This window comes from Microbacterium gorillae, from assembly GCF_050990725.1.
In the GTDB taxonomy this organism is placed as follows: Bacteria; Actinomycetota; Actinomycetes; order Actinomycetales; family Microbacteriaceae; genus Microbacterium; species Microbacterium gorillae_A.
Window position 1 is genome coordinate 860,826 of sequence record NZ_CP158844.1, and the last position, 20,791, is coordinate 881,616.

Annotated in this window: 14 protein-coding genes; 5 read left to right on the forward strand and 9 right to left on the reverse strand. The window is 66.8% G+C overall.

The genetic code is table 11. The annotated features are described in order from the left end of the window. The 5 genes from ABTV68_RS03765 to ABTV68_RS03785 form a co-directional block, all read right to left on the reverse strand. Nucleotides 1–906, reverse strand: a complete 906-nt coding sequence (locus ABTV68_RS03765; RefSeq protein WP_433676289.1) for a phosphodiesterase — start codon at nt 904–906, stop codon at nt 1–3. 23 nt (nt 907–929) lie between these two features. Continuing rightward, nucleotides 930–1,682: a tyrosine-protein phosphatase gene (locus ABTV68_RS03770; protein WP_433676290.1), complete on the reverse strand. Its 753-nt coding sequence runs from the start codon at nt 1,680–1,682 to the stop codon at nt 930–932. Next, a complete protein-coding gene (locus ABTV68_RS03775; RefSeq protein ID WP_433676291.1) occupies nt 1,679–3,025 on the reverse strand; it encodes an ABC transporter substrate-binding protein in 1,347 nt (448 codons plus the stop codon). Before ABTV68_RS03775 ends, ABTV68_RS03770 begins: the two co-directional genes overlap by 4 nt. Before the next feature lie 25 nt (nt 3,026–3,050). Further along, nucleotides 3,051–4,187: an ABC transporter ATP-binding protein gene (locus tag ABTV68_RS03780; protein ID WP_433676292.1), complete on the reverse strand. Its 1,137-nt coding sequence runs from the start codon at nt 4,185–4,187 to the stop codon at nt 3,051–3,053. Nucleotides 4,188–4,315: 128 nt separating this feature from the next. Beyond that, a complete protein-coding gene (locus ABTV68_RS03785) occupies nt 4,316–5,221 on the reverse strand; it encodes a MurR/RpiR family transcriptional regulator (protein WP_433676293.1) in 906 nt (301 codons plus the stop codon). 237 nt (nt 5,222–5,458) lie between these two features. Between ABTV68_RS03785 and ABTV68_RS03790 the strand changes: the two genes are divergently transcribed. From ABTV68_RS03790 to ABTV68_RS03805, 4 genes are all read left to right on the forward strand, one after another. Further along, entirely contained in the window at nt 5,459–5,836 is a 378-nt protein-coding gene (locus ABTV68_RS03790; protein WP_433676294.1) for a hypothetical protein, read from the forward strand. Nucleotides 5,837–6,024: 188 nt separating this feature from the next. Next, nucleotides 6,025–6,981 (forward strand): RNA polymerase sigma factor SigJ, encoded by a 957-nt coding sequence (gene sigJ / locus ABTV68_RS03795; RefSeq protein WP_433676295.1) that lies wholly within the window; start codon nt 6,025–6,027, stop codon nt 6,979–6,981. Between the two features lie 95 nt (nt 6,982–7,076). Next, entirely contained in the window at nt 7,077–7,829 is a 753-nt protein-coding gene (locus ABTV68_RS03800) for an SDR family oxidoreductase (protein ID WP_433676296.1), read from the forward strand. A 110-nt stretch (nt 7,830–7,939) separates the two neighbouring features. Next, complete coding sequence (locus ABTV68_RS03805; RefSeq protein WP_433676297.1) at nt 7,940–8,404, forward strand: hypothetical protein; 465 nt, start codon at nt 7,940–7,942, stop codon at nt 8,402–8,404. A gap of 158 nt (nt 8,405–8,562) precedes the next feature. Here the strand turns inward: ABTV68_RS03805 and ABTV68_RS03810 are convergent, their stop codons facing one another. Both ABTV68_RS03810 and ABTV68_RS03815 read right to left on the reverse strand, forming a co-directional pair. Then, nucleotides 8,563–9,300 (reverse strand): SDR family oxidoreductase, encoded by a 738-nt coding sequence (locus ABTV68_RS03810; RefSeq protein WP_433676298.1) that lies wholly within the window; start codon nt 9,298–9,300, stop codon nt 8,563–8,565. A gap of 310 nt (nt 9,301–9,610) precedes the next feature. Continuing rightward, nucleotides 9,611–10,504 (reverse strand): TolB family protein, encoded by an 894-nt coding sequence (locus tag ABTV68_RS03815; RefSeq protein ID WP_433676299.1) that lies wholly within the window; start codon nt 10,502–10,504, stop codon nt 9,611–9,613. Nucleotides 10,505–10,783: 279 nt separating this feature from the next. Here ABTV68_RS03815 and ABTV68_RS03820 point away from each other — a divergent pair, with 279 nt between their 5' ends. Then, nucleotides 10,784–18,010: a hypothetical protein gene (locus tag ABTV68_RS03820; RefSeq protein ID WP_433676300.1), complete on the forward strand. Its 7,227-nt coding sequence runs from the start codon at nt 10,784–10,786 to the stop codon at nt 18,008–18,010. 60 nt (nt 18,011–18,070) lie between these two features. Here ABTV68_RS03820 and ABTV68_RS03825 read toward each other — a convergent pair whose 3' ends face one another. Both ABTV68_RS03825 and ABTV68_RS03830 read right to left on the reverse strand, forming a co-directional pair. Further along, entirely contained in the window at nt 18,071–19,114 is a 1,044-nt protein-coding gene (locus ABTV68_RS03825) for an NAD(P)-dependent alcohol dehydrogenase (protein WP_433676301.1), read from the reverse strand. Nucleotides 19,115–19,214: 100 nt separating this feature from the next. Continuing rightward, the gene (locus tag ABTV68_RS03830; RefSeq protein ID WP_433676302.1) at nt 19,215–20,765 is read right to left on the reverse strand and encodes a DHA2 family efflux MFS transporter permease subunit; all 1,551 of its coding nucleotides are present in this window, start codon (nt 20,763–20,765) and stop codon (nt 19,215–19,217) included. Nucleotides 20,766–20,791: the final 26 nt, after the last annotated feature.

A 20,791-nucleotide genomic window follows, 5' to 3' on the forward strand; every position in this document is an offset into this window, starting at 1 on the left:
TCAGCTCTGCAGCGACGCGTTCGCGGCTTCGAGGCGCTCTTCGGCGCTCATCTTCATGAACCCCTCAAGCATCTCCGGCGTCATCTCGTACACGGTCGGGAACTGTCCGATCGGCACGATCGAGTGCAGCACGCGGTCGCCGTAGACGTGCACGAGGTTGTACGACTGCGCGCCGTCCTGCCCGCGCGCGCCCGGGTAGGCAACCGTGAGGTCCTGCGTGTAGCAGGTGGCCGAGGCGACCGACACCGGCACTCCCGCGAACATGCTGTTCGTGGAGTAGTGCAGGTGACCGCCGAGGATGCCACGGACATCCGTTCCGCGGATCACCTCGGCGAGGCGATCCTGGTCCTTCAGCTCGACGAGGGCCAGCAGGCCGAGCGGGCTCGGCACTGGCGGGTGGTGCAGTGCGATGAGCGTGCCATCGGGAGCGGGGGTGGAGAGGACGTCGGCGAGCCAGGCCAGCTGCTCGTCGCTGATCTCGCCGTGGTGGTGGCCGGGGACCGTGGAGTCCAGGGCGATGATGCGGAGGCCATTGATGTCGAAGACGCGGTCGACCGGTTCGCTGTCGTCGCCGTCCTGATCCAGCAGCCCGCGACGGAAGGCCACGCGCTCATCGTGGTTGCCCATGACCCAGATCACCTGGGCGCCGAGTGCCTCCGCCGCCGGCCCGACCAGCGCACGCAGCCGTGCGTAGGCGTCGTCGCGGCCCGTGTCGGCGAGGTCGCCGGTGAAGACGATCGCCTCGGGGCGGGTGTTCGAACGCGCGAAGCCCTCGAACAGTTCGGCGAGATTCCTGTCCGAGTCGATGCGCTCGTGCAGCAGCTCGCCATCACCCACGAAGTGCGTGTCGGAGAGGTGGAGGATGAAGTGGTCGGGGGCGGGGAACTGCCCGTCGAAAGCGTTCATGTTCGTGTCCTGTTCTGGAGTTCTCAGCCGACCAGGAACGCGGTGAGGCGCTCCAGTTCGGCGGTGGTCAGTCCCTGCGCGAGCAGGTAGTCGCGCATCGATCCGTGTTCGCGATCGATCCGCTCGAGGAGGGCTGCGAGCACGGGGGCCGGGCTCGCCGTGATGAGCTCGACCACTTCGGCCGGCAGCTCCGCGGCACCGGCACCGTGCTGCGCCAGCATGGCGGTGGTCCACTCGCCGCGGAGGTTGTCCGCGGTCTGCGCGTAGTCGGCCACGACCTCGTCGCGATCGACACCCGCCGCGCTCAGCGCGAAGGCGATCACCAGGCCGGTGCGGTCCTTGCCTGCGGTGCAGTGCACGAGCACGGCCTCATCGTCGGCGGCCTCGGCGATCACGCGGATCGCGGCCACGAGGTTCGCGCCGCGCTCATCGACCATGTGGTCGTAGATCGGTGCGAGGCCGATGCTGAGGTCGAGCTGCGCCGTCGGCGCAGCCTCGTCGAACACCGGGAGGTGGTGCACGGTGAGGTCGAGCCCGTCCACGTTGCTCGGTGCCGCACCCAGCTCCGTCGAGCCGCGGAGATCGACGATGTGCGAGATACCGAGGTCGCGAAGCAGCGCGCGGCCGTCCGCATTCAGCAGGTGCAGCGCATCGGACCGGAACAGGCGTCCCCAGCGGGAGCTGCTCGCTCCGGCGGTGTAGCCGCCGGTGTCGCGGAGGTTGTAGACGCCGGGGGTCTCGTAGCGGCGGATGCCGCTCTGCTGTGCGGTGGTCACTTGATCAGTCCCTGCGCGCGCTCGGCGGCAGCCTGCATCGTCGCCGCCGGGTCCTTGCCGAAGAAGATGGACTCCTCGATGGCGGTGGCGAGCACCGTATCGACCTGCGCGTAGCTGTCGCCCGGGTAGGACACCCACGGCTGCAGGTCGTCGAGCTGCTGCAGGTTGGGCTTCACGAGCGGGTTGGCTTCGACCCACTCGTACAGCGGGCCGCCCTCCTCCGTCATCGTGTTCCGCAGCGGCAGGTAGCCGATGCCGGTGGAGATCGTCTCGTAGGCGTGCGGGCTGGTCATCCACTGGATGAGCTCCCAGGCCGCGGCCTGCTTCTTCGCGTCGGTGGAGAAGATGGCGAGGAACGATCCCGAGTTCGTGGGAATCACGTCCTTGTCGCCGAACGCGGGGAGCGTGCGGGCATCCAGCGTCCAGCCGGCCGCCTTCGCGCCGCCCATGAACGCGCTCTGCAGCGCGGAGGTGTTGACGTGGATCGCGGTCTTGCCCTGCGCGAACGCCTCGTACATCGACGCGCTGTCCTGGTTGGCGAGCACACCGGCATCGAACATGTCACGGAACGTCTGGACCGTGTCGACCGCGGCGTCCGAGCCGAACTCGATCGTGCTGCGATCGTCGCTGAGCACCTGTGCTCCGTTGGATCGGAACAGGCCCTGCATGCACCAGTTGCCGCCGGTGACCGTGCACGAGATGCTCACGGACGGACCACCCGTGCTCGCGCTGATCTTCTGGCCGGCGGCCTCGATGGCGTCCCAGGTGGACAGGTCGATCGTCTTCGGGTCGAGTCCCGCCTGCTCGAACAGCGACTCGTTGATCCACAGCACCGGCGTGGAGAACACGTACGGGATGCCGTAGGTGGCACCGTCCCAGTCCGCGAGCACGCGGGCGCGCTCGTGATACGGGTACTCGCCGCCGAACTCGTCGTCGAGACCCTGCTCGCCGACGAGAGCGGTGAGGTTCTGCGCGCCGAGCGTGGTGGCGGCGAAGTCCAGCTCGTTGAAGGTGAGCTGGGCGACATCCGGGGCGCCGCCGGCGAGCAGCTGCTGCTGCACGCTGCCCGCGGTGGACGTGGAACTGGAGGGCTGGGCGTTCACCGTGATGTTCGGGTGCTCTGCCATGAACTCGTCGATCAGACCGGTGATGGTGTCGCTCCAGGCACCGGCCTGAGCGAGGTTGTAGGACTCGAAGGTGATGGTCACCTTGTCGTCAGGGGTGAGCGTGGCCATGCTGCCGGCGGAGTCGACCGCGGAGGCGGTGCCCGCACAGCCGGCGAGTGCCGCCAGGGCGAGGACGGCGACACCGGCGAAACCGGCGCGACGGATACGGTTGTTCATCGTTTCTCTCTCGTGGGGGTGGGGGTTAGGAGACGAGGGCGGGTTCGGGGGAGCGGGTCGTGGCGTCGATGGGTTCGGTGACCCACTCGAGGCGGCGACCGCTGGAGCGCTCGAAGAGGTGGACGTGCTCGGCATCGGCGCGCAGCGTCAGCTCGGTGCCCGCGGCGACGCGGACATCCCGCGAGGTTCGCACGTGCACGCGGCCGGTGCCGGTGGTGCAGGTCAGGATCTGCTCGCCGCCGAGGTTCTCGACGATGTCGACGGTGACGGCCAGGCGCACGCCGCCGCGCCGCCCGTCCTCTGCTGCGATCTCCAGGTGCTCGGGGCGGATGCCGAGCACCACGTCGATCGGATCGGTCGAGCCCTCCCACAGATCGCCCGCCAGGTTCGGTGCGGTGACGGCGACGCGTCCGTCCTCGGACACGACCTGAGCGTCGAGCAGGTTCATGGCGGGGCTGCCGAGGAACCCGGCCACGAACACCGACTCGGGACGGTCGTAGACGTCCTCCGGGGTGCCGTACTGCTCGATCCGACCAGCGTTGAGCACCACGATCTTGGTGGCCATGGTCATCGCCTCGACCTGGTCGTGGGTGACGTAGACGAAGGTGGCGCCGAGACGCCGATGCAGCGCGGTGAGCTCCTGACGGGTCTGCGTGCGCAGCTTCGCGTCGAGGTTCGACAGCGGCTCGTCCATCAGGAACGCCTTCGGGTTGCGCACGAGCGCGCGACCGACGGCCACCCGCTGGCGCTGACCTCCCGAGAGCTCCTTCGGCTTGCGGTCGAGGAGGTGATCGATCTCGAGAGAGGCAGCCACATCCTGCACGCGGTCGGCGATCTCCGTCGCGCTCAGCTTCTGCACGCGCAGCGGGAACGCCAGGTTCTTGCGGACGCTCAGGTGCGGGTAGAGCGCGTAGCTCTGGAACACCATCGCGAGGTCGCGCTTCTTCGAGGGCAGCTCGGTGATGTCCTCGTCGTCCAGCAGAATGCGTCCGGTGGTCGGTTCGAGCAGGCCCGCGATCATGCGCAGCAGGGTCGTCTTTCCGCAGCCCGACGGGCCGAGCAGGACCAGGAAGTCGCCGTCGTCGATGTCCAGGGTGATGTCGCGGACCGCGGTGGTGCTCGTGAAGCTGCGTCCGATCCCGCGGAGCTGAATGGTGCCCATGGGTCGCCTCCCGCAAGCGATCCAGCGGCGGGACCTTCCCGCGTAATTCGCTTACCTAGGAAGCTTCTTCAGTGAAAGTAAATTGCGAGAGAACGTGAGGACAACGGCGCGCGCTCCGCGGGGAAACGTTATGACACGGTCGTGGCGGAGTCGTCGTCCGGGTCGCTCGGCTCGGCGACGATGGCACCCAGCTCATCGCGGATGGCCCAGCGCGCGCGTTCCGCGTCGTCGCCGTCCATGCGATCAGCGACGGCCAGCTGCAGCACCGACAGCAGCAGATACTGCACCAGCCCGGCACCCACCGCGCCCTGATCCCAGCTCTGGAACCGCGCGCCGCCGACCAGCAGGATGTCGGAGTGCTCCGCGAGGGCGGAGCGGGAGAAGCTGGTCACCCCGATCACCGTGGCACCGGCTTCCACGGCTGCGGCCGCCGCCGCCAGGGTGACGGCGTTGCCGCCGCTGGAGCTGACGACGATGCAGACGTCGCCCGGGCGCAGGACGCGCGCCGTGAGCTGCTGTGAGACGCCGTCGACGGGAGCTTCGCACGGTCGGCCGTTGATCGTCAGCTTCAGGGCGATCGCCTGTGCTGCCGGCCCGGAGGCGCCGGTGCCGACCAGCAGCACCCGCGGCGCGGCGACGATCGCGTCGGCCGCGGCCTCGAACGCGGCGACATCGACGGAGGCGAGCGAGGTGCGGAGGATGTCACCGGCACCTTCCGCGATGCTGTGCAGCCACCCCGCAGTCCCCGCCTCACGCGATCGTGTCGCACGGGCGGCCGCTCCGAGATCGCGCACGAGCAGCATCCGCAGGTGCTGGAAGCCCTGGAACCCGAGGGCCTGGCAGGTCCGGCTCACCGTGGCGGCAGACGTGTCGGCGGCTGCCGCGAGGTCGGCACCGGACATCTCGGCGACCTCTTCTGGGCGTTCCGCGCAGATGCGCGCGACCCGCTGCGCGCTCGGGATGAGCGAGGGCAGGACGGAGAGGATGTGGTCGATGGTGCCGCCGATCGACGGCTCCGCGGTGCGCGCGTTCATAAGGGACATCTATCACGTGCGGGTGCACGGATCGCGACGCCGAGGTGACGCGGTGATGCGGTGGCGCGGACGGCGATGGCGTCGTCAATCCATGATCGTGCGGCGAATCGATGAGAGATCCCCCATTTCGGTCCTGGATTCAGCCCATCATCATGCATTCACGACGGCCACCCGCGCGGGCGGACGCACGACGGCCGCGCGCGGTGACGGTGTCAACCCCTGCACTAGGGTGAGGGCATGTCGGCGGTGAGCGCACCAGTGCAGGGGAGTAAGCGAACGGCTCGCTTCGTCGGACGCTCGATCGCGGGGTCGCTGCTGTTCCTGCTGTATGCGGCGCTGCTGTGGTCTCTCTTCCAGCTCTCGCAGGTCGGGTCGTGGTGCTACACCACCGACACCTGCGACGACGCTCTCGCGTCGGCCGCGGACATCGGGATCGTGGTGAGCCCGATCGTGATCCTGATCGGCATCTGGTTGGTGGCGTATCGGGTGAACAACCGGCACCGCCGAGCCTGGCCGGTGTGGATTCTCGGATGCACGCTGGCCAGTATGTGCTTCTTCGCGTGGGCCACGGTGAAGGGGTACGCCCTGCACACGCCCTCGTGGATGGTCTTCTAGATGTTGTTCCCTGACAGGTTGTGAACGCGTGAGTGAGCGAAGCCTTCCGGTGGCCATGCCACGGAACCGCTCGACGGTTGGTGCTGTCCACCTCACGTTTTGGGGACCCGATCCGTCATATCTAGTGAGAGTGCCGTGGGTCGAGGTGGTCCGCCGGGGCCTCGAGGCGGCCCTCAGAGAGGTGAGAGATGTCGCACGACGAGCCGTCAGTGGCCCCAGTTGGGGGTGACACTGACGTGGTTGGCGAACGCCGCCGCCTAGTTTCCCTGGCATACCGGATGACGGGAACTCTGGCAGACGCGGAAGATGTCGTTCAGGAGACCTATATTCGGTGGTATCGGCTGACCGAACTGGAACGCGATGAAATCCGCAGCCCGGCGGCCTGGCTGACGCGAGCCGCCAGCCGGATCGCACTTGACGTGCTCAGTTCCGCCAAGGCTCGTCGTGAGAAGCAGATTGGGCAGTGGTTGCCGGAACCGATCCCGTCCGACCTCTTCCTCGGCACGGGTACCGTCTCACACGCCACTGTTGATGCGGCGGCGGATCCACTCGACCGGTTGACTCTTGACGATGCGGTGAGCACGGCGCTGTTGATGGTTCTGGAGTCCATGACTCCGCCGGAGCGCGTCGCGTTCGTGCTGCATGACGTGTTCGGCACTCCGTTTGATGAGATCGCAGACCTGGTGGGACGTTCGCCCGAAGCTGCTCGTCAGTTGGCTTCCTCTGCGCGGCGACATGTCCGTGAGCGGCGTACGACGGTGGTTGCCTCGAAGACACATGACGATGTGGTTCGTGCGTTCCTGGCCGCGAGTCGGGGCGGGGATCTGCGCCTGCTCATGACGACGCTCGCGCCGGAGGTCGAATTGCGCGCCGACGGCGGCGGAGTGGTAAGCGTCGCCCCCAACGTCGTCAGGGGATCGGATCGTGTCGCGCGTTTCCTCATGGGGGTCATACAGAAGCAGCCGGAGCTCGTTTTCGAGGAGCGGCGCACCGCGGACGGCTTGGGATACGCCTTGACCCTTGGCGGACAACTTTTCGGTATCGCCAGCTTCCACGTTGAAGGGGAGCAGATCACTGACGTGTGGCTCGTGCTCGACCCCCGCAAACTCACCGAGTGGGTTACCCCTGATCGGATCACCGAGTGAACCTCACATTCACTTGCCCTGTGCCGTCAAGTACATGAGGGTATCGAGCCGCTCGTGCTGTGGGAGGTTCCTGCTGCGCTGGAAAGGAGTTGAAGATGAGGATTGCAGTCGCGGGCGGAACTGGCACCGTGGGACGGTACGTCGTGCAGGCGGCGCGTCGTCGCGGGCATGAGGTGGTTCTCCTGACCCGTAGTAACGGCGTAGATGTCCTTCAGGGGAAGGGCATCGACAAAGCCATCGCAGGGGCTGACGCAGTCGTTGATGTGCTGAACGCGACCACCCTGTCGACCAAGAAAGCGGTCGACTTCTTCGAGTCCGCCTCGCGTAGGCTGCTGAGCGCGGAAATGCGTGCAGGAACGCCGCACCACGTGGCGTTGTCAATCGTGGGAATCGACAACATCGACACTTCCTACTACGCCGGCAAACTCGCTCAGGAACGACTGGTCGCCGCGGCAGATGTGCCCCACACCATCGCTCGCACAGGCCAGTTCCACGAGTTCGCTGAGCAGATCGTTGCACAGACCACCATGGGCGCGTTCACCTTGGTGCCCAAGACCCTGACCCGGCCGGTCGCGGCCGAGGAAGTCGGCGAGCACCTCATCACTGTCGCCGAGAACGAACCTGCGGGTCGGGCGACCGATCTGCTCGGGCCTCGGGATGAGTGCTTGGCCGATATGGTTCGCAGGATGTACGCGCACGACGGCACACGACGCCGAGTGGTCGAGCTGCGTTTCCCCGGCGCTTACGGACGCGGCCTGGGCTCCGGAGAACTCCGCGGCGGCGCCTCGAAGACGATCGCGCGTACGACATTCGACGAGTGGCTGCGCACCGCCCACCACGCCAAGTAGTCCGCCCGTTCGGTTCTTCCTCGCGCTCACGGCGCCACGCATGCACCGTCGTGCGTCAACCTTTCTTCCCACACGGTCTACCGACGCCCGGCGTCGAGGACGGATTTCTCATGAATGACCGCGCCCACCTTCCCGTTGATACCGCGAGCGATGATCGTCGCGTCGGCGGAGTTCAGCTAGCCGCTCTCATCGGCTCCATCGTCATCTCTGCCGTCGTCGGCACATGGGCATACTTTCTCCCTGAGCAGTTCTACGACCACTTCCCGGCAGCCCTGGGCGAGTGGATCTCGCAAGACGGGCCTTACAACGAGCACCTGATTCGCGACCACGGGGCTCAATACCTCGCGCTCGGGCTGGCCAGCGTCTTCGGCCTGTTCTGGCGCTCCCAGATCGGCTGCCGGCTTCTCGGCATTGCCTGGACCACGTTCGGGGTGCTCCATTTCCTTTATCACGTCACGCACCTCAGTCACATGTCCGCATCTGACCAAATCAGCCAGGTCATCGTTCTCGCCTTTGCGGTTCTCCTCGGTGTCGGCCTTTTTGTCCCGCCGCGGGGCAGGCCTCGCGCTGCGTGACGGATGCGCATCGGGCGCTCGGCGCCCGTAGCAGTAGCTGACAGCGCCATCCGCGGAGGAGCAGCAAATGCCGAAAAGAGCCTCACCCACCACCTCATAGATCGTGGTAGGTGAGGCTCGTGGTTCGCGATCAGTTCGCGCCGGGCGGTCGGAACGGGTCAGCTCGCGAGAGGAATGTCGCGGATCGGATACAAAATTGATCCCACGCGGTACTCGCCGCGGGGCACCAGTGCGTCTTCAGCGCCAGGGCTCTCGACCGTGACGACGTCTCTAGGGTCGCCGGCGGCGGCAAGCGTGCCGCGGAGCAGGTCGTCCATGTGGAACTGCTCGGGACCGGCGATCTCGACCTCCCCGAAGGGGCCGCCGGACAGCGTGACCTCGACCAGTAGGGCAACGAGTTCATCGAGCTCTACCGGCTGGATCAGATCCCGCGGAGCAAGGACCTTTCCGTCCACCGTGTGCTGGTCGGCCAGCACGGGAACGTAGCCCTGGAATTGCGTCGAGCGAACAATGGTGTACGGAATCGAACCCGCCTTGAGCGCACGTTCTTGCGCCACCTTTCCCAGGTAGTAACCGATGTCCGACCCGTCTTCGTCACCGACGCCCACGATGGACAGGAGGACGTGGTGCCTCACACCTGCCTCCTCACCGGCGGCCGTCAGCGCGCGCGTCGTGCCGTCGAAAAACCTGACCGCGCCTTCCTCGTCGAAACGATTGGTGTTGAGGACATTGATGATGGTGTCCACGCCCTCCAGAACCTCAGCCACTCTCGTGCCCTCGATATAGTCAACCCCGTCATCCAGGCCGCCGGACACGACCTCCACGCCGTGCATCTCAAGAAGAACCGCAACCTTTGATCCGACTCGACCTCGACCACCGGCAATGAGAACTTTCACTTCGATAGCTCCTTCACGTGGGTGGCGTCTCCACCCACTACATGAGTGACGACGCGAACGCTCCCAATGTGAGGTTCGGTCTGCTCACCCCAGGCCACAACCAGGCCTGCGGACCGACCACTTCCTGCGCCGTGGTCGGTGTACTTGGACATTTCGAGCAGTGCTCGGCGAGGCGAACGTGGACAATTCATCAGCGAACGCGCGTGCCTCGTCGGTGGACCGCGGACAACTCTTACCGGTTCCTACACGTCACTCGGCGCGGATGCATCAACACCCGCGAACGCGTTCACAACCTCACGGGGAACAACAACTAGAGCACCGGGTAGCTGATGTAGGCGAAGCGTGCGGAGTCGGGCGCCCAGCTGTTCACGTTGATCGTCCCCTGTCCGCCGAAGAAGCGGTCCACCGTGCGCGGGTGCGCCCAGTCATCGTTCGCGACGAGCTTCAGCTCCACGTCGGCGTTCTCCGGGTGTCCGAGCGTCCCGGCGGGGAAGGAGAGGTACACCGCGTGCCGTTCGTCGGGCGCGAGGTGGGGAAACCAGTTCACGACATCGTCGTGGGTGAGCTGCTCCAGATCGCCACCCGTGATGCTCATCCGGGCGATCTGGGCGTGACCCGGGACGTCGGAGAATGCCTCCGTGTTGAGGTAGATCAGCGGTGAGCGCGGTGCATACTCGCTGCCGTCCGCGGGCCCCGGGCCGTGGGTGAGGCGGGTGTCCGTGCCGTCGCGCAGGGAGAGGGCGAACACATCCGCACCGCCCCATCCCTGCGGGCCATCCGGTTCGATGCCGATGTATGCCAGTGCCTCACCGTCGGGACTCACGCCGTGCAGGAAGTGCAGACGACGTGGCTCCCGGTCGGGTGTGATCCGTCGCGCCCGTCCGCCGTCGAGCGGGGCTTCGTAGATGTGTCCGTCATATGCCGAGAGGAAGATGCGCTCGCCGTCCGGTGCCAGCACGTGGTCGTTGTTGAGCGCCGGAACGCCCTCCAACGGGATATGTGCGAGGGCCGGCGCGTCGAGTGCCAGCGACCACAGGTGTCCGTCGCCGTTCACGATGAGCCGCTCGCCGTCGAGGGGCCAGTTTGGTGCTTCGATCACCAGCTCGTCGGTCTCGAACAGCACCTCCGGCGGACGTCCGTCGGCATAGCCGATGTGTACACGGCAGATCTGGCCGGACAGGAGCTGTCGGAATTCCGGGTTCATCGGTGTCACCTCGCGCCCCATCCTGCCCTGCCACCCTCATCCGCCGAAAGCCCGGCGGCTGACGACCGGGGGCGCCGGTATTCAGCAGGGGCACCGACATCCGGGGAGTGTTCGATCTCCGCATTACCGGAGAACTACTGAAGTTGTCACCCGAACACTACTGAAACCGACGTGCAGCGACGAAGAGCCGTTGTCGGCGCATGAAGGCTCCACTAGCGTCCGGCTTGCGGTCATGGGTGATCGTCATCTGGACGGGGTGGTCCAGGGGGAGGGGCGATCATGCCTCAGTTTCAGCGTCAGCGTGCGACGACGAACCGATTCTCACGGATCATCGCGACACTCGCAGTCAGCGCGGTGCTCGTCACGAGCGGTGCTGTGGCCGCGACGGCCGCCACGCTGCCACAACCGATACCGACGCCCGCGATCCAAACCGCGTTCGAGATCGACGGCAACATGAGCGGCGCCAACGACTGGGACGGTATCGCCGCGACCCCGTACGGCCCCTACACCACCGCGAGTGGCAACGCGTCCACGGGCATCCTCGACAACACGAGCGGCAACGACGGCTGTACGGGCGCCGACGCCAGTGCGTTCCCGGGAAGCCAGACGATCAACACCAACCCCTGGACGATCGCGCCCGACACCGTCAACAACAAAGCAGACCTGTGCGCCTCGGGTGCCGCGTATGAGATCGTGCGCGTCGACGGGCAGCAGCACATCATTCTCTACCAGTACTGGACGCGCTCGCCTGACGGCACGGGGGACCTGACGATCTACCAGGTGCTCGAAGGTCCGCTGCCGGGCCGTTCGGACGATTACCTGATCCAGTTCGACTACGACTCTTCGGGCGGCGGCTCGATCTCGATCAGCGCACTCAGTTGGAATGGGTCCGGCTGGGTCGTCAACGTGGCCGGTGTCTACTACCAGGCCGCATACGGCCAGGTAGCGGCGACCGACCAGACCGGCACTTTCGGCGAGATGGCCATCGACCTCACCGCGTCGGGGCTCCTCCCCGAAGACGAGTGCGTGTCAGCGGACACCGGTGCCGTCCTCACCCGCACCGGTAACAGCTCCACGGCACAGCTTCAGGACTACTTCCTCGGCTCGCCGATCGAGCTCAGCACGTGCACGTCGCTGACGGTGACGAAGGCCGGCACCGGATTTCCCGACAACACGACCTTCCCGTACATCATCGATCAGGCGGATGGCGCGACGGTCCACGACGGCTCGCTCACCGGGACCGTCGCCGACACGGATGCCTCCCCAGCCAGCATCAGCGCGCAGATCGGCGTCGGTGAGACGCACACGTGGAACAACGTCATCGCTCAGCCGGACTACCGTGTCGCCGAGATCACGTCCGGTCTGCCTCCTGGCGTGTCACTCGACACCGTGGTGTGCACGTACACCGATCTGTACGCGCCGGAACCGAACGAACGGACAGCCATTCTCTACGAGAACGGCGCCTCCACCGGCAACACCTTCACGCTGTTCCCGAGCACCACAGGTGTCGCACCCACGCCGTCGTGCATCATCACGAACACCGCGACATCACTCACGCTGAACAAGAACCTGGTGAACGATCACGGGGGAACGGCGACGCTGGCGGACTTCGTCCTCTCCGCGACGCCCACGACCGGACCCGCGGTGGCCGTGCTCAGTGGTACCGACCCGTCCTCCGATCCCGCAGAGGGACTCGTGGGTTTGGTCGCGCCCGGGTCGTACACCCTGGCCGAGACCAACATGCCCGGCTACACCGCGAGCACCTGGTCGTGCACGGGCGCGGCCTTCGACGGTGCCACCGGAGTCGTCACGGTGCAGCAGGGCGAGAACGCCGTCTGCACGATCACGAACGATGACATCGCCCCGCGCCTCACTCTGGTGAAAGAGGTTGTCAATGAGTGGGGTGGAACGGCTGTCGATACTGATTTCACGCTGACGGCGACGGGTCCGGTGTCGGTGAGCGGTGTGGAGGGCTCCGCGGCGGTGACGGACGCGAGTGTGTCGGCCGGCAGCTATGTGATCGGGGAGGAAGCGCTCGCGGGTTACGAGCTCGATGGGATCACGTGCGTGGGTGGTTCGTTCGATGCGGCGAGCAGCACGCTCACGCTCGCGTCGGGTGAGGTCGCGACATGCACTCTGCGAAACAGCGACCTGCCCGCCAGCCTCACCCTCATCAAAGAGGTGATCAACGACAACGGTGGTCTGCTTGATGTTGATGAGGTGACGCTGACCGCGACGGGTCCGCAGACGATCACGGGTGTCACGGGTGATGCGGCTGTGACCAACGCGCAGGTCCTCGCGGGTGACTACACCCTGTCCGAGGTTGCTCCTGCGGGTTATGACCCGAGCGATTGGGTCTGTTCTGGCGCAACGTTGGCTGGTGATGTGGTGACTGTCCCGGTCGGTGGGAACGTGACGTGCACCATCACGAACGATGACATCGCGCCGCTGCTGACGCTGGTGAAGGAGGTCGTCAATGACGATGGTGGCACCGCGGCTGCAACGGATTGGACTCTGACCGCGGATGGCCCCACTCCCGTGTCCGGGACGACGGGTGGTGCGAGCGTCACGGTTGCACCGGTCAGTGCGGGTGAGTACACGCTGGGTGAGTCTGGTGGTCCTGCCGGATATGCGGCTGGTGCGTGGGACTGTGGGAACGCGGACCTCGCGGGCGACGTGCTCACTCTCGGTCTGGGGGAGAGCGTGACCTGCACCATCGTCAACGACGACATCGCCCCACGGCTCACCCTCGTCAAGGAGGTCATCAACGATGATGGTGGCGCTGCGGTTGCGACGGAGTGGACTCTGACGGCGGACGGTCCGAGCACCATCGCAGGTGTCACGGGTGATGCTGCCGTCACAGATGCACCCGTGACGGCCGGCACCTACGCCCTCACTGAGTCGGGGCCCGCCGGTTACACCGCCGGAGCGTGGAGCTGTGACGGAGGCGCCCTCACGGGATCCGACGTCATCCTCGCGCCCGGCGATGACGTCACGTGCACGATCGTCAATGACGACCAGCCCGCCACCCTCACCCTCGTCAAAGAGGTGATCAACGACGACGGTGGTCAGGAACTTCCGACCGCTTGGACTCTGACCGCTAACGGCCCCACGACCGGGGTCACCGGTGTCACCGGTGACCCGGCGATCACGAGCACTCCCGTCTCGGCCGGGGCTTACGTCCTCAGCGAGACCGGCCCCGCCGGGTACACCGCATCGGAATGGAGCTGTGAGGGTGGCACCGTCGTTCTCGGTGTCTCCGTCATCATCGCCAACGGTACCGATGTGACCTGCACGGTCACGAACGATGACGTCGCCCCGCGGCTCACTCTGGTGAAGGAGGTCGTCAACGACGATGGTGGCACTGCGGTCGCGACGGACTGGACTCTGACGGCGGACGGTCCCAGCACCGTGACCGGCGTCACGGGCGACGGCGCAGTCACTGATGCAACGGTGATCGCAGGCACCTACGAGCTCACCGAGGCGGGCCCCGCTGGTTACACGGCCGGGGCGTGGAGCTGTGTCGGAGGCACCCTCACGGGATCCGACGTCACTCTCGCACCGGGCGATGACGTCACGTGCACGATCGTCAACGACGATCAACCCGCCACGCTCACCCTCATCAAAGAGGTGAGCAATGACGACGGCGGTGAGGAACTTCCGACTGCGTGGACTCTGACCGCTACCGGCCCCACGGCGGGTGTCACCGGTGTCACGGGCGACGCGGCGATCACGAGCGCTCCGGTCATGGCAGGGGCGTACATCCTGAGCGAGACGGGCCCGTCCGGGTATGCCGCATCCACATGGAGCTGCGAGGGGGGCACCGTCGTCCTCGGTGTCTCCGTCATCGTCACCAACGGTGCCGACGTGACCTGCACGGTCACGAACGATGACATCGCTCCGCGGCTCACTCTGGTGAAGGAGGTCGTCAACGATGACGGTGGCACCGCGGTCGCGACGGACTGGACCCTGACGGCGGACGGTCCGAGCACCGCAACCGGCGTCACCGGTGACGACGCCATCACGGACGCGGCCGTCCTCGCAGGCACCTATGCCCTCAGTGAGGCAGGGCCCGCCGGCTACACCGCCGGAGACTGGGCCTGTGACGGAGGTGCCCTCACCGGATCCGACGTCACTCTCGCGCCGGGCGATGTCGTCACGTGCACGATCGTCAACGACGACCAACCCGCGACGCTCACCCTCGTCAAGGAAGTCGTGAACGACAACGGTGGTCTGATCGATGTCGGTGAGGTGACGCTGACCGCGACGGGCCCGCAGACGATCACGGGTGTCACGGGAGACCCCGCGGTAACCAACGCGCAGGTCGACGCGGGTGACTACACCCTGTCCGAGGACTCTCCCGCGGGGTACGACCCCAGCGCCTGGGTGTGCCCTGGCGCGACGCTGGCCAATGATGTGGTCACTGTCCCGCTGGGTGGGAACGTGACGTGCACCATCACGAACGATGACATCGCGCCGCTCCTGACCCTGGTGAAGGAGGTCGTCAACGACGGTGGCGGCACCGCGGTGGCGACGGACTGGACTTTGACGGCGGACGGCCCGACTTCGGTGTCCGGGACGACCGGTAGCGCGAGCGTCACGGCTGCACCGGTCACCGCGGGAGAGTACACGCTCGGTGAGTCTGGTGGCCCTGCCGGGTATGCGGCTGGTGCGTGGGACTGCGGGAACGCGAACCTGACCGGCGATGTGCTCACCCTCGGTCTGGGGGAGAGCGTGACCTGCACCATCGTCAACGATGACATCGCTCCACGGCTCACTCTGGTGAAGGAAGTCGTCAACGATGATGGTGGCGCTGCGGTTGCGACGGACTGGACGCTGACGGCGGCCGGGCCGAGCACCGCGACCGGTGTCACCGGTGACGATGCGATCACGAATGCGGCTGTTCTCGCAGGCACCTACGCCCTCACCGAGAGCGGTCCGGACGGCTACAACGCTGGGGACTGGGCCTGCGTCGGCGGAACACAAACCGGATCCGACGTCACTCTCGCACCAGGCGACGTCGTCACGTGCACGATCGTCAACGACGACCAGCCCGCCACCCTCACCCTCGTCAAAGAGGTGATCAACGACAACGGTGGCACCGCGGTCGCGACGGACTGGACTCTGACCGCTAACGGCCCCACGGCAGGGGTCACCGGTGCCACCGGCGATGCGGCGATCACGAGCACTCCCGTCTCAGCCGGGGCCTACGTCCTCAGCGAGACCGGCCCCGCTGGGTATGCTGCTTCGGCATGGAGTTGCGAGGGTGGCACCGTCGTCCTCGGGGTCTCCGTCATCGTCACCAACGGTGCCGACGTGATGTGCACGATCGTCAACGACGACATCGCTCCGCGGCTCACCCTGGTGAAGGAGGTCATCAATGATGACGGTGGCGAGAGCACACCGGCCGACTGGACCCTGACCGCAACGGGCGAGAACGCCATCGCGGGTATCACGGGCGACGACGCGATCACGAACGCGGCTGTCCTTGCCGGCACCTACGCGCTCACCGAGAGCGGTCCGGACGGATACACCGCGGGGGACTGGACGTGTGTCGGCGGAACACAAACCGCCGCTGACATCACCCTCGCACCGGGCGATGACGCCACGTGCACGATCATCAACGACGACCAACCCGCCACCCTCACCCTCATCAAGGAAGTCGTGAACGACAACGGTGGTCTGATTGAGGTTGATGAGGTGACGCTCACGGCGACGGGCCCGCAGACGATCACGGGTATCACGGGTGATCCAACCGTGACCAACGCGCAGGTCGACGCGGGGGACTACACCCTGTCGGAGGATTCCCCCGCGGGTTACGACCCCAGCGCTTGGGTCTGCCCTGGCGCGACGCTGGCTGATGATGTCGTGACCGTCCCGCTGGGTGGGAACGTGACGTGCACGATCACGAACGATGACATCGCGCCGCTGCTGACCCTGGTGAAGGAGGTCGTCAACGATGACGGTGGCACCGCGGTCGCGACCGACTGGACATTGACGGCGGACGGCCCGACTCCCGTGTCCGGGACGACCGGTAGCGCGAGCGTCACGGTTGCCCCTGTCGCCGCGGGCGAGTACACCCTGAGCGAGTCTGGTGGCCCTGCCGGGTACGCCGCTGGTGAGTGGGACTGTGCGAACGCGGACCTGACCGGCGATGTGCTCACCCTCGGCCTGGGTGAGAGCGTGACCTGCACCATCATCAACGATGACATCGCCCCACGACTCACCCTCGTGAAGGAGGTCATCAACGACGATGGTGGCGAGCGCACGGCGGCCGACTGGACACTGACCGCAACGGGCGAGAGCACCATCTCCGGGGTCACGGGCGATGGCGCCGTCACCGATGCACCCGTGATGGCCGGCACCTACGAGCTCACTGAGGCGGGGCCCGCTGGCTACACCGCCGGGGCGTGGAGCTGTGACGGAGGTACCCTCACCGGATCCGACATCACTCTCGCACCTGGCGACGACGTCACGTGCACGATCGTCAACGATGACAAGCCGATCGATCTCTCGCTCGACAAGTCGGACGGTGGGCTGACAGCAGAGGCGGGAACGGAGTTCGTCTACACCATCACCGTCACCAACGTCGGCCAACGCGACATGGACGATGACGTGGTGACCGTCACCGACCGCCTGCCGGACCACCTCGTCTACGTCGACGGGCCCGAGAGTTGCACGGCTGTCGACGCTGTCGTCACATGTGACATCGATCCATCGACCCTCACCGCAGGGGCCTCGATCACCCTCGAGCTCACGGTGCTCTTCGATGCCGATGCGCCGGCGGGCACGTACACCAACCTGGCGTACGTCACCACGGAGGACGACAGCGCACCCGAAACACCGACGTGCCCCGAGCCCGAGGCGCGCGACGCAGGCAACAACGTCGACTGCACGCATACCCCGCTGAAGCCAGTTACCAACCTCGTCGGCGTCAAGTCGGTGCAGGAACAGGTCGATGGCACCTGGGTGGCATCCGATGGAAAGGCCGCATACGGCGACACCATCCGATACGTCATCGCGGTGACCGCTGGCGGGAATGCGAACCAGGACGATGTGACCGTCACCGACACGCTCGCCGCCGGTCTCATCTTCGGAGCCTCGGAAGGATGCGAACCCAGTTCTCCCTGCGACGTGACCTATGACGCCGCAACGCGCCAGGTGCGCGCTGAGCTGGGAACGCTCGCCCCTGGTGAGACCGCGACCGTGACCTTCAGTGTCACCCTGCCCGCAGCACCGAAACAGGCAGCAGGCACGACGGTGACCGCGGAGTTCGACAATGTCGCGGCCGTGTCCTCGACGCAGGTGCCGCCGAAGCCAACGAACACCGTGACGACGACGGTCACTCGCACGGTGCCGCCCGTCGTCCCACCGGCACCGACGCGCCCGCCGCTTGCCGTGACCGGAGGAACCGATGTGCTCGGCGGAGTATGGATCGCCCTGGCCCTCCTCGTGATCGGCGCAGTCGCTGTCCGCGTGCGGCGTCGTATCGAGACGAGGCGATAGGGACTCGCGTACGCACGACGGCCGCCCACCCGGGGGTGGACGGCCGTCGTGAAATGCGGATCAGGAGTGCGGCACGACCACCGCGCGGCCCGACAGCTGACCGGCCTCGAGCTTGCGGTAGGCCTCCAGGGCGTTGTCCATGGTGAATCGCTCCACATCGGGAACGATCTGACCGGCGCGATACATCGCGGCCACGTCGTAGAGGTCCGAGACCGAGCCCCAGTAGGTGCTGTTCAACGTCGACTCGTACGGCGTGCCGAAGAAGTTCCACTCCACGGTGCCGTTGGCGATGCCCACGATGACAATGCGCGAGCCGATGCCCGCGGCGGCCTTCACGAGGTTCACGGTGGGGGCGACGCCCACGAAATCGAAAGCGGCGTCGACACCGCGGCCGCCGGTGATCGCACGGATCGCCTCCAGCTGGCCCTCGCCACCGGGAACGGTCACGGCGCCGTTGGCCTCGGCGCGCGCCATGGCGTCCGGCTTGGAGTCGGTGGCGATGATCGTGGCGCCGGTGAGGGCGCGGAGGATCTGCACGGCGATCTGTCCGAGTCCACCGAGACCGACGACCAGAGCGAACTTGCCGCCGCCGGCCAGGTTCGGCAGGGCCTGCTTGATCGCGTGGTACGGGGTCAGAGCCGCGTCGGAGAGCGGAGCGGCGTCGACCGGGTCGGCATCGCCGAGCGGGATGAGGTGGTTCGCGGGAACGGTCACGTACTCCGCCATTCCGCCGTTGCGCCCGAGCCCCACGGCCAGCGCCGGGTTGGTGGCGGCGTTCTCGCAGTACGTCTCGAGACCCTGGGCGCACATGCGGCAGCGGCCACAGCCGGTCGGTCCGTACACGAGGTACGCGTCGCCCTTCTGGAAGCCGGTGACACCCTCACCGAGCGACTCGATCCATCCCGACACCTCATGTCCGAGCACGAAACCAGGGGTGATGGAGCCCGGACCGTCGGCTGTGAAGTCGTGGTAGACCGCCACGTCGGAGTGGCATGCGCCGGAGCCGGCCACCTTCAGCAGAACCTCGCCCGGCCCCGGCGTCGGGGTGGGGACCTCCGTGAGGACGGGGAAGGTCTGATAGTTCTCGAAGACGACAGCGCGCATGGTTGAAACCTCCTGGTGCGGCGGATGCGGCCCGGTAGACCGGGGTACCGGATCCCGCTTTTTCACTCTATTCCTGGGATGAGGGGTGGTGGCCTGGTTCTCAGGCCGCACCGACCACGCCTTCCAGCGTCTCAGTGACGACGTGCTCCGCCGCGGGGCGTTGGCGCGTGCGCAGCAGGACGAACGCAAGTAGCGCGACGACGGCGGTCACCGCGGCGCCCACGGTCATCGCGCCGTGCAGGCCGCCGAGGAACGCGTCCTGAGCCATCGCGGTCTCCGCCGCGCTCAGCCCCGCCGGCACGGTGCCCTGAGCCAGAGCATCGGTTTCTGTGTGGGACAGCGTCAGGTCGGCGGTCCCGCCCGCGGCGCCAGCACCGACCACCGCGGCGAACACCGCGGTGCCCAGCGCGCCGCCGAGCTGGAGCATCGTGGCCTGGAACCCGCCGGCAACGCCCGCGAGGTGAACGGGCGCGCTGCCGACCACGGCGTCTGCTCCAGCGGTCATCGTGAACCCGACGCCGAGCGCGAGAGTGACGAACGGCACGGCCATCGCAAGGTAGGGGGAGTCGACGCCAGTGAAGGTGAGGGCCAGGAGCGAGAGCGCGACCAGGCCGAGCCCCACCGTCATGGTGATCCGCGGACCGATGCGGCTCACGAGCACCGCGCCGATGGGGGAGGCGATGATCGAGACCGCCGACAGCGGAAGCAGCATCACGCCGGCGAAGACGCCCTCGATACCGCGGAGGTTCATCAGGTACAGGCTGAGGAAGAACGTCACGCCCAACAGCGCGAAGAAGTTGGCGCCGACGGCGAGGCCGCCGATCGAAAAGCCCGGTTCGCGGAACAGCGACATCGGCAGCAGCGGATGGGAGCTGCGGCGCTCCACGAGAACGAAGCCGACGAGCACGATCACGGCTGCCGCCAGGATGAGCAGCGTGCGCGAGTCGCCCCAGCCCCAGTCCTCCGACTGCACGATCGCGAGCACCAGCCCGCCGAGTCCGAGCGCGAGGAGGAGCACACCGGGCACGTCGAATCGCACGCTCGCCTGGCCCGCGGTGGATTCGCGAACCACGATCGCCGTGAACACGACGGTGATCAGCGCGATGGGCGCGTTGATGAAGAAGATCGACTCCCAGCCGAGAGTGGCGACCAGTGCACCACCCACGATCGGACCGGCGGCGATGGCCACCGAGGACACTCCGCCCCAGATGCCCACGGCCATGCCGAACTTCTCGCGGGGGAATGTCGCTCGCAGAATCGACAGCGTCTGCGGCATGAGCAGCGCCGCGCTGATGCCCTGTAGCGCGCGGAACGCGATCACCCCGACCACGCTTCCCACGATCCCGATCGCCACGGAGGAGAGAGCGAAGGCGACCACGGCGATGAGATAGATCCGGCGGCGGCCGAAGCGGTCACCCAGTGTTCCGCCGAGGATCAGGCAGACGGCGAGCCCGAGCAGGTAGGCGTGGGTGATCCACTGCAGCTCGGTGAACGACGTGCCCAGGGATGCGGCGATCGCCGGGTTGGCGATGGAGACGACCGTGGCGTCGAGCCCCACCATGAACAGTCCCAGCGAGACGGCGATCAGGGTGGCGACGGGATTCCCGCGTCGGGTGCCGCGACGCGGCGGGGCGAGAGGTGTGGAGGTCATGGTGTGCTTTCGTCGGTGGCGGTCTG

What these genes read in the sequence shown, in the direction of transcription:
- ABTV68_RS03765 (WP_433676289.1), bottom strand. Translation starts at nt 906, where the DNA reads ATGAACGCTTTCGACGGGCAGTTCCCCGCCCCCGACCACTTCATCCTC.
- ABTV68_RS03775 (WP_433676291.1), bottom strand. Translation starts at nt 3,025, where the DNA reads ATGAACAACCGTATCCGTCGCGCCGGTTTCGCCGGTGTCGCCGTCCTC.
- ABTV68_RS03780 (WP_433676292.1), bottom strand. Translation starts at nt 4,187, where the DNA reads ATGGGCACCATTCAGCTCCGCGGGATCGGACGCAGCTTCACGAGCACC.
- ABTV68_RS03785 (WP_433676293.1), bottom strand. Translation starts at nt 5,221, where the DNA reads ATGAACGCGCGCACCGCGGAGCCGTCGATCGGCGGCACCATCGACCAC.
- ABTV68_RS03790 (WP_433676294.1), top strand. Translation starts at nt 5,459, where the DNA reads ATGTCGGCGGTGAGCGCACCAGTGCAGGGGAGTAAGCGAACGGCTCGC.
- sigJ (WP_433676295.1), top strand. Translation starts at nt 6,025, where the DNA reads ATGTCGCACGACGAGCCGTCAGTGGCCCCAGTTGGGGGTGACACTGAC.
- ABTV68_RS03800 (WP_433676296.1), top strand. Translation starts at nt 7,077, where the DNA reads ATGAGGATTGCAGTCGCGGGCGGAACTGGCACCGTGGGACGGTACGTC.
- ABTV68_RS03805 (WP_433676297.1), top strand. Translation starts at nt 7,940, where the DNA reads ATGAATGACCGCGCCCACCTTCCCGTTGATACCGCGAGCGATGATCGT.
- ABTV68_RS03815 (WP_433676299.1), bottom strand. Translation starts at nt 10,504, where the DNA reads ATGAACCCGGAATTCCGACAGCTCCTGTCCGGCCAGATCTGCCGTGTA.
- ABTV68_RS03820 (WP_433676300.1), top strand. Translation starts at nt 10,784, where the DNA reads ATGCCTCAGTTTCAGCGTCAGCGTGCGACGACGAACCGATTCTCACGG.
- ABTV68_RS03825 (WP_433676301.1), bottom strand. Translation starts at nt 19,114, where the DNA reads ATGCGCGCTGTCGTCTTCGAGAACTATCAGACCTTCCCCGTCCTCACG.
- ABTV68_RS03830 (WP_433676302.1), bottom strand. Translation starts at nt 20,765, where the DNA reads ATGACCTCCACACCTCTCGCCCCGCCGCGTCGCGGCACCCGACGCGGG.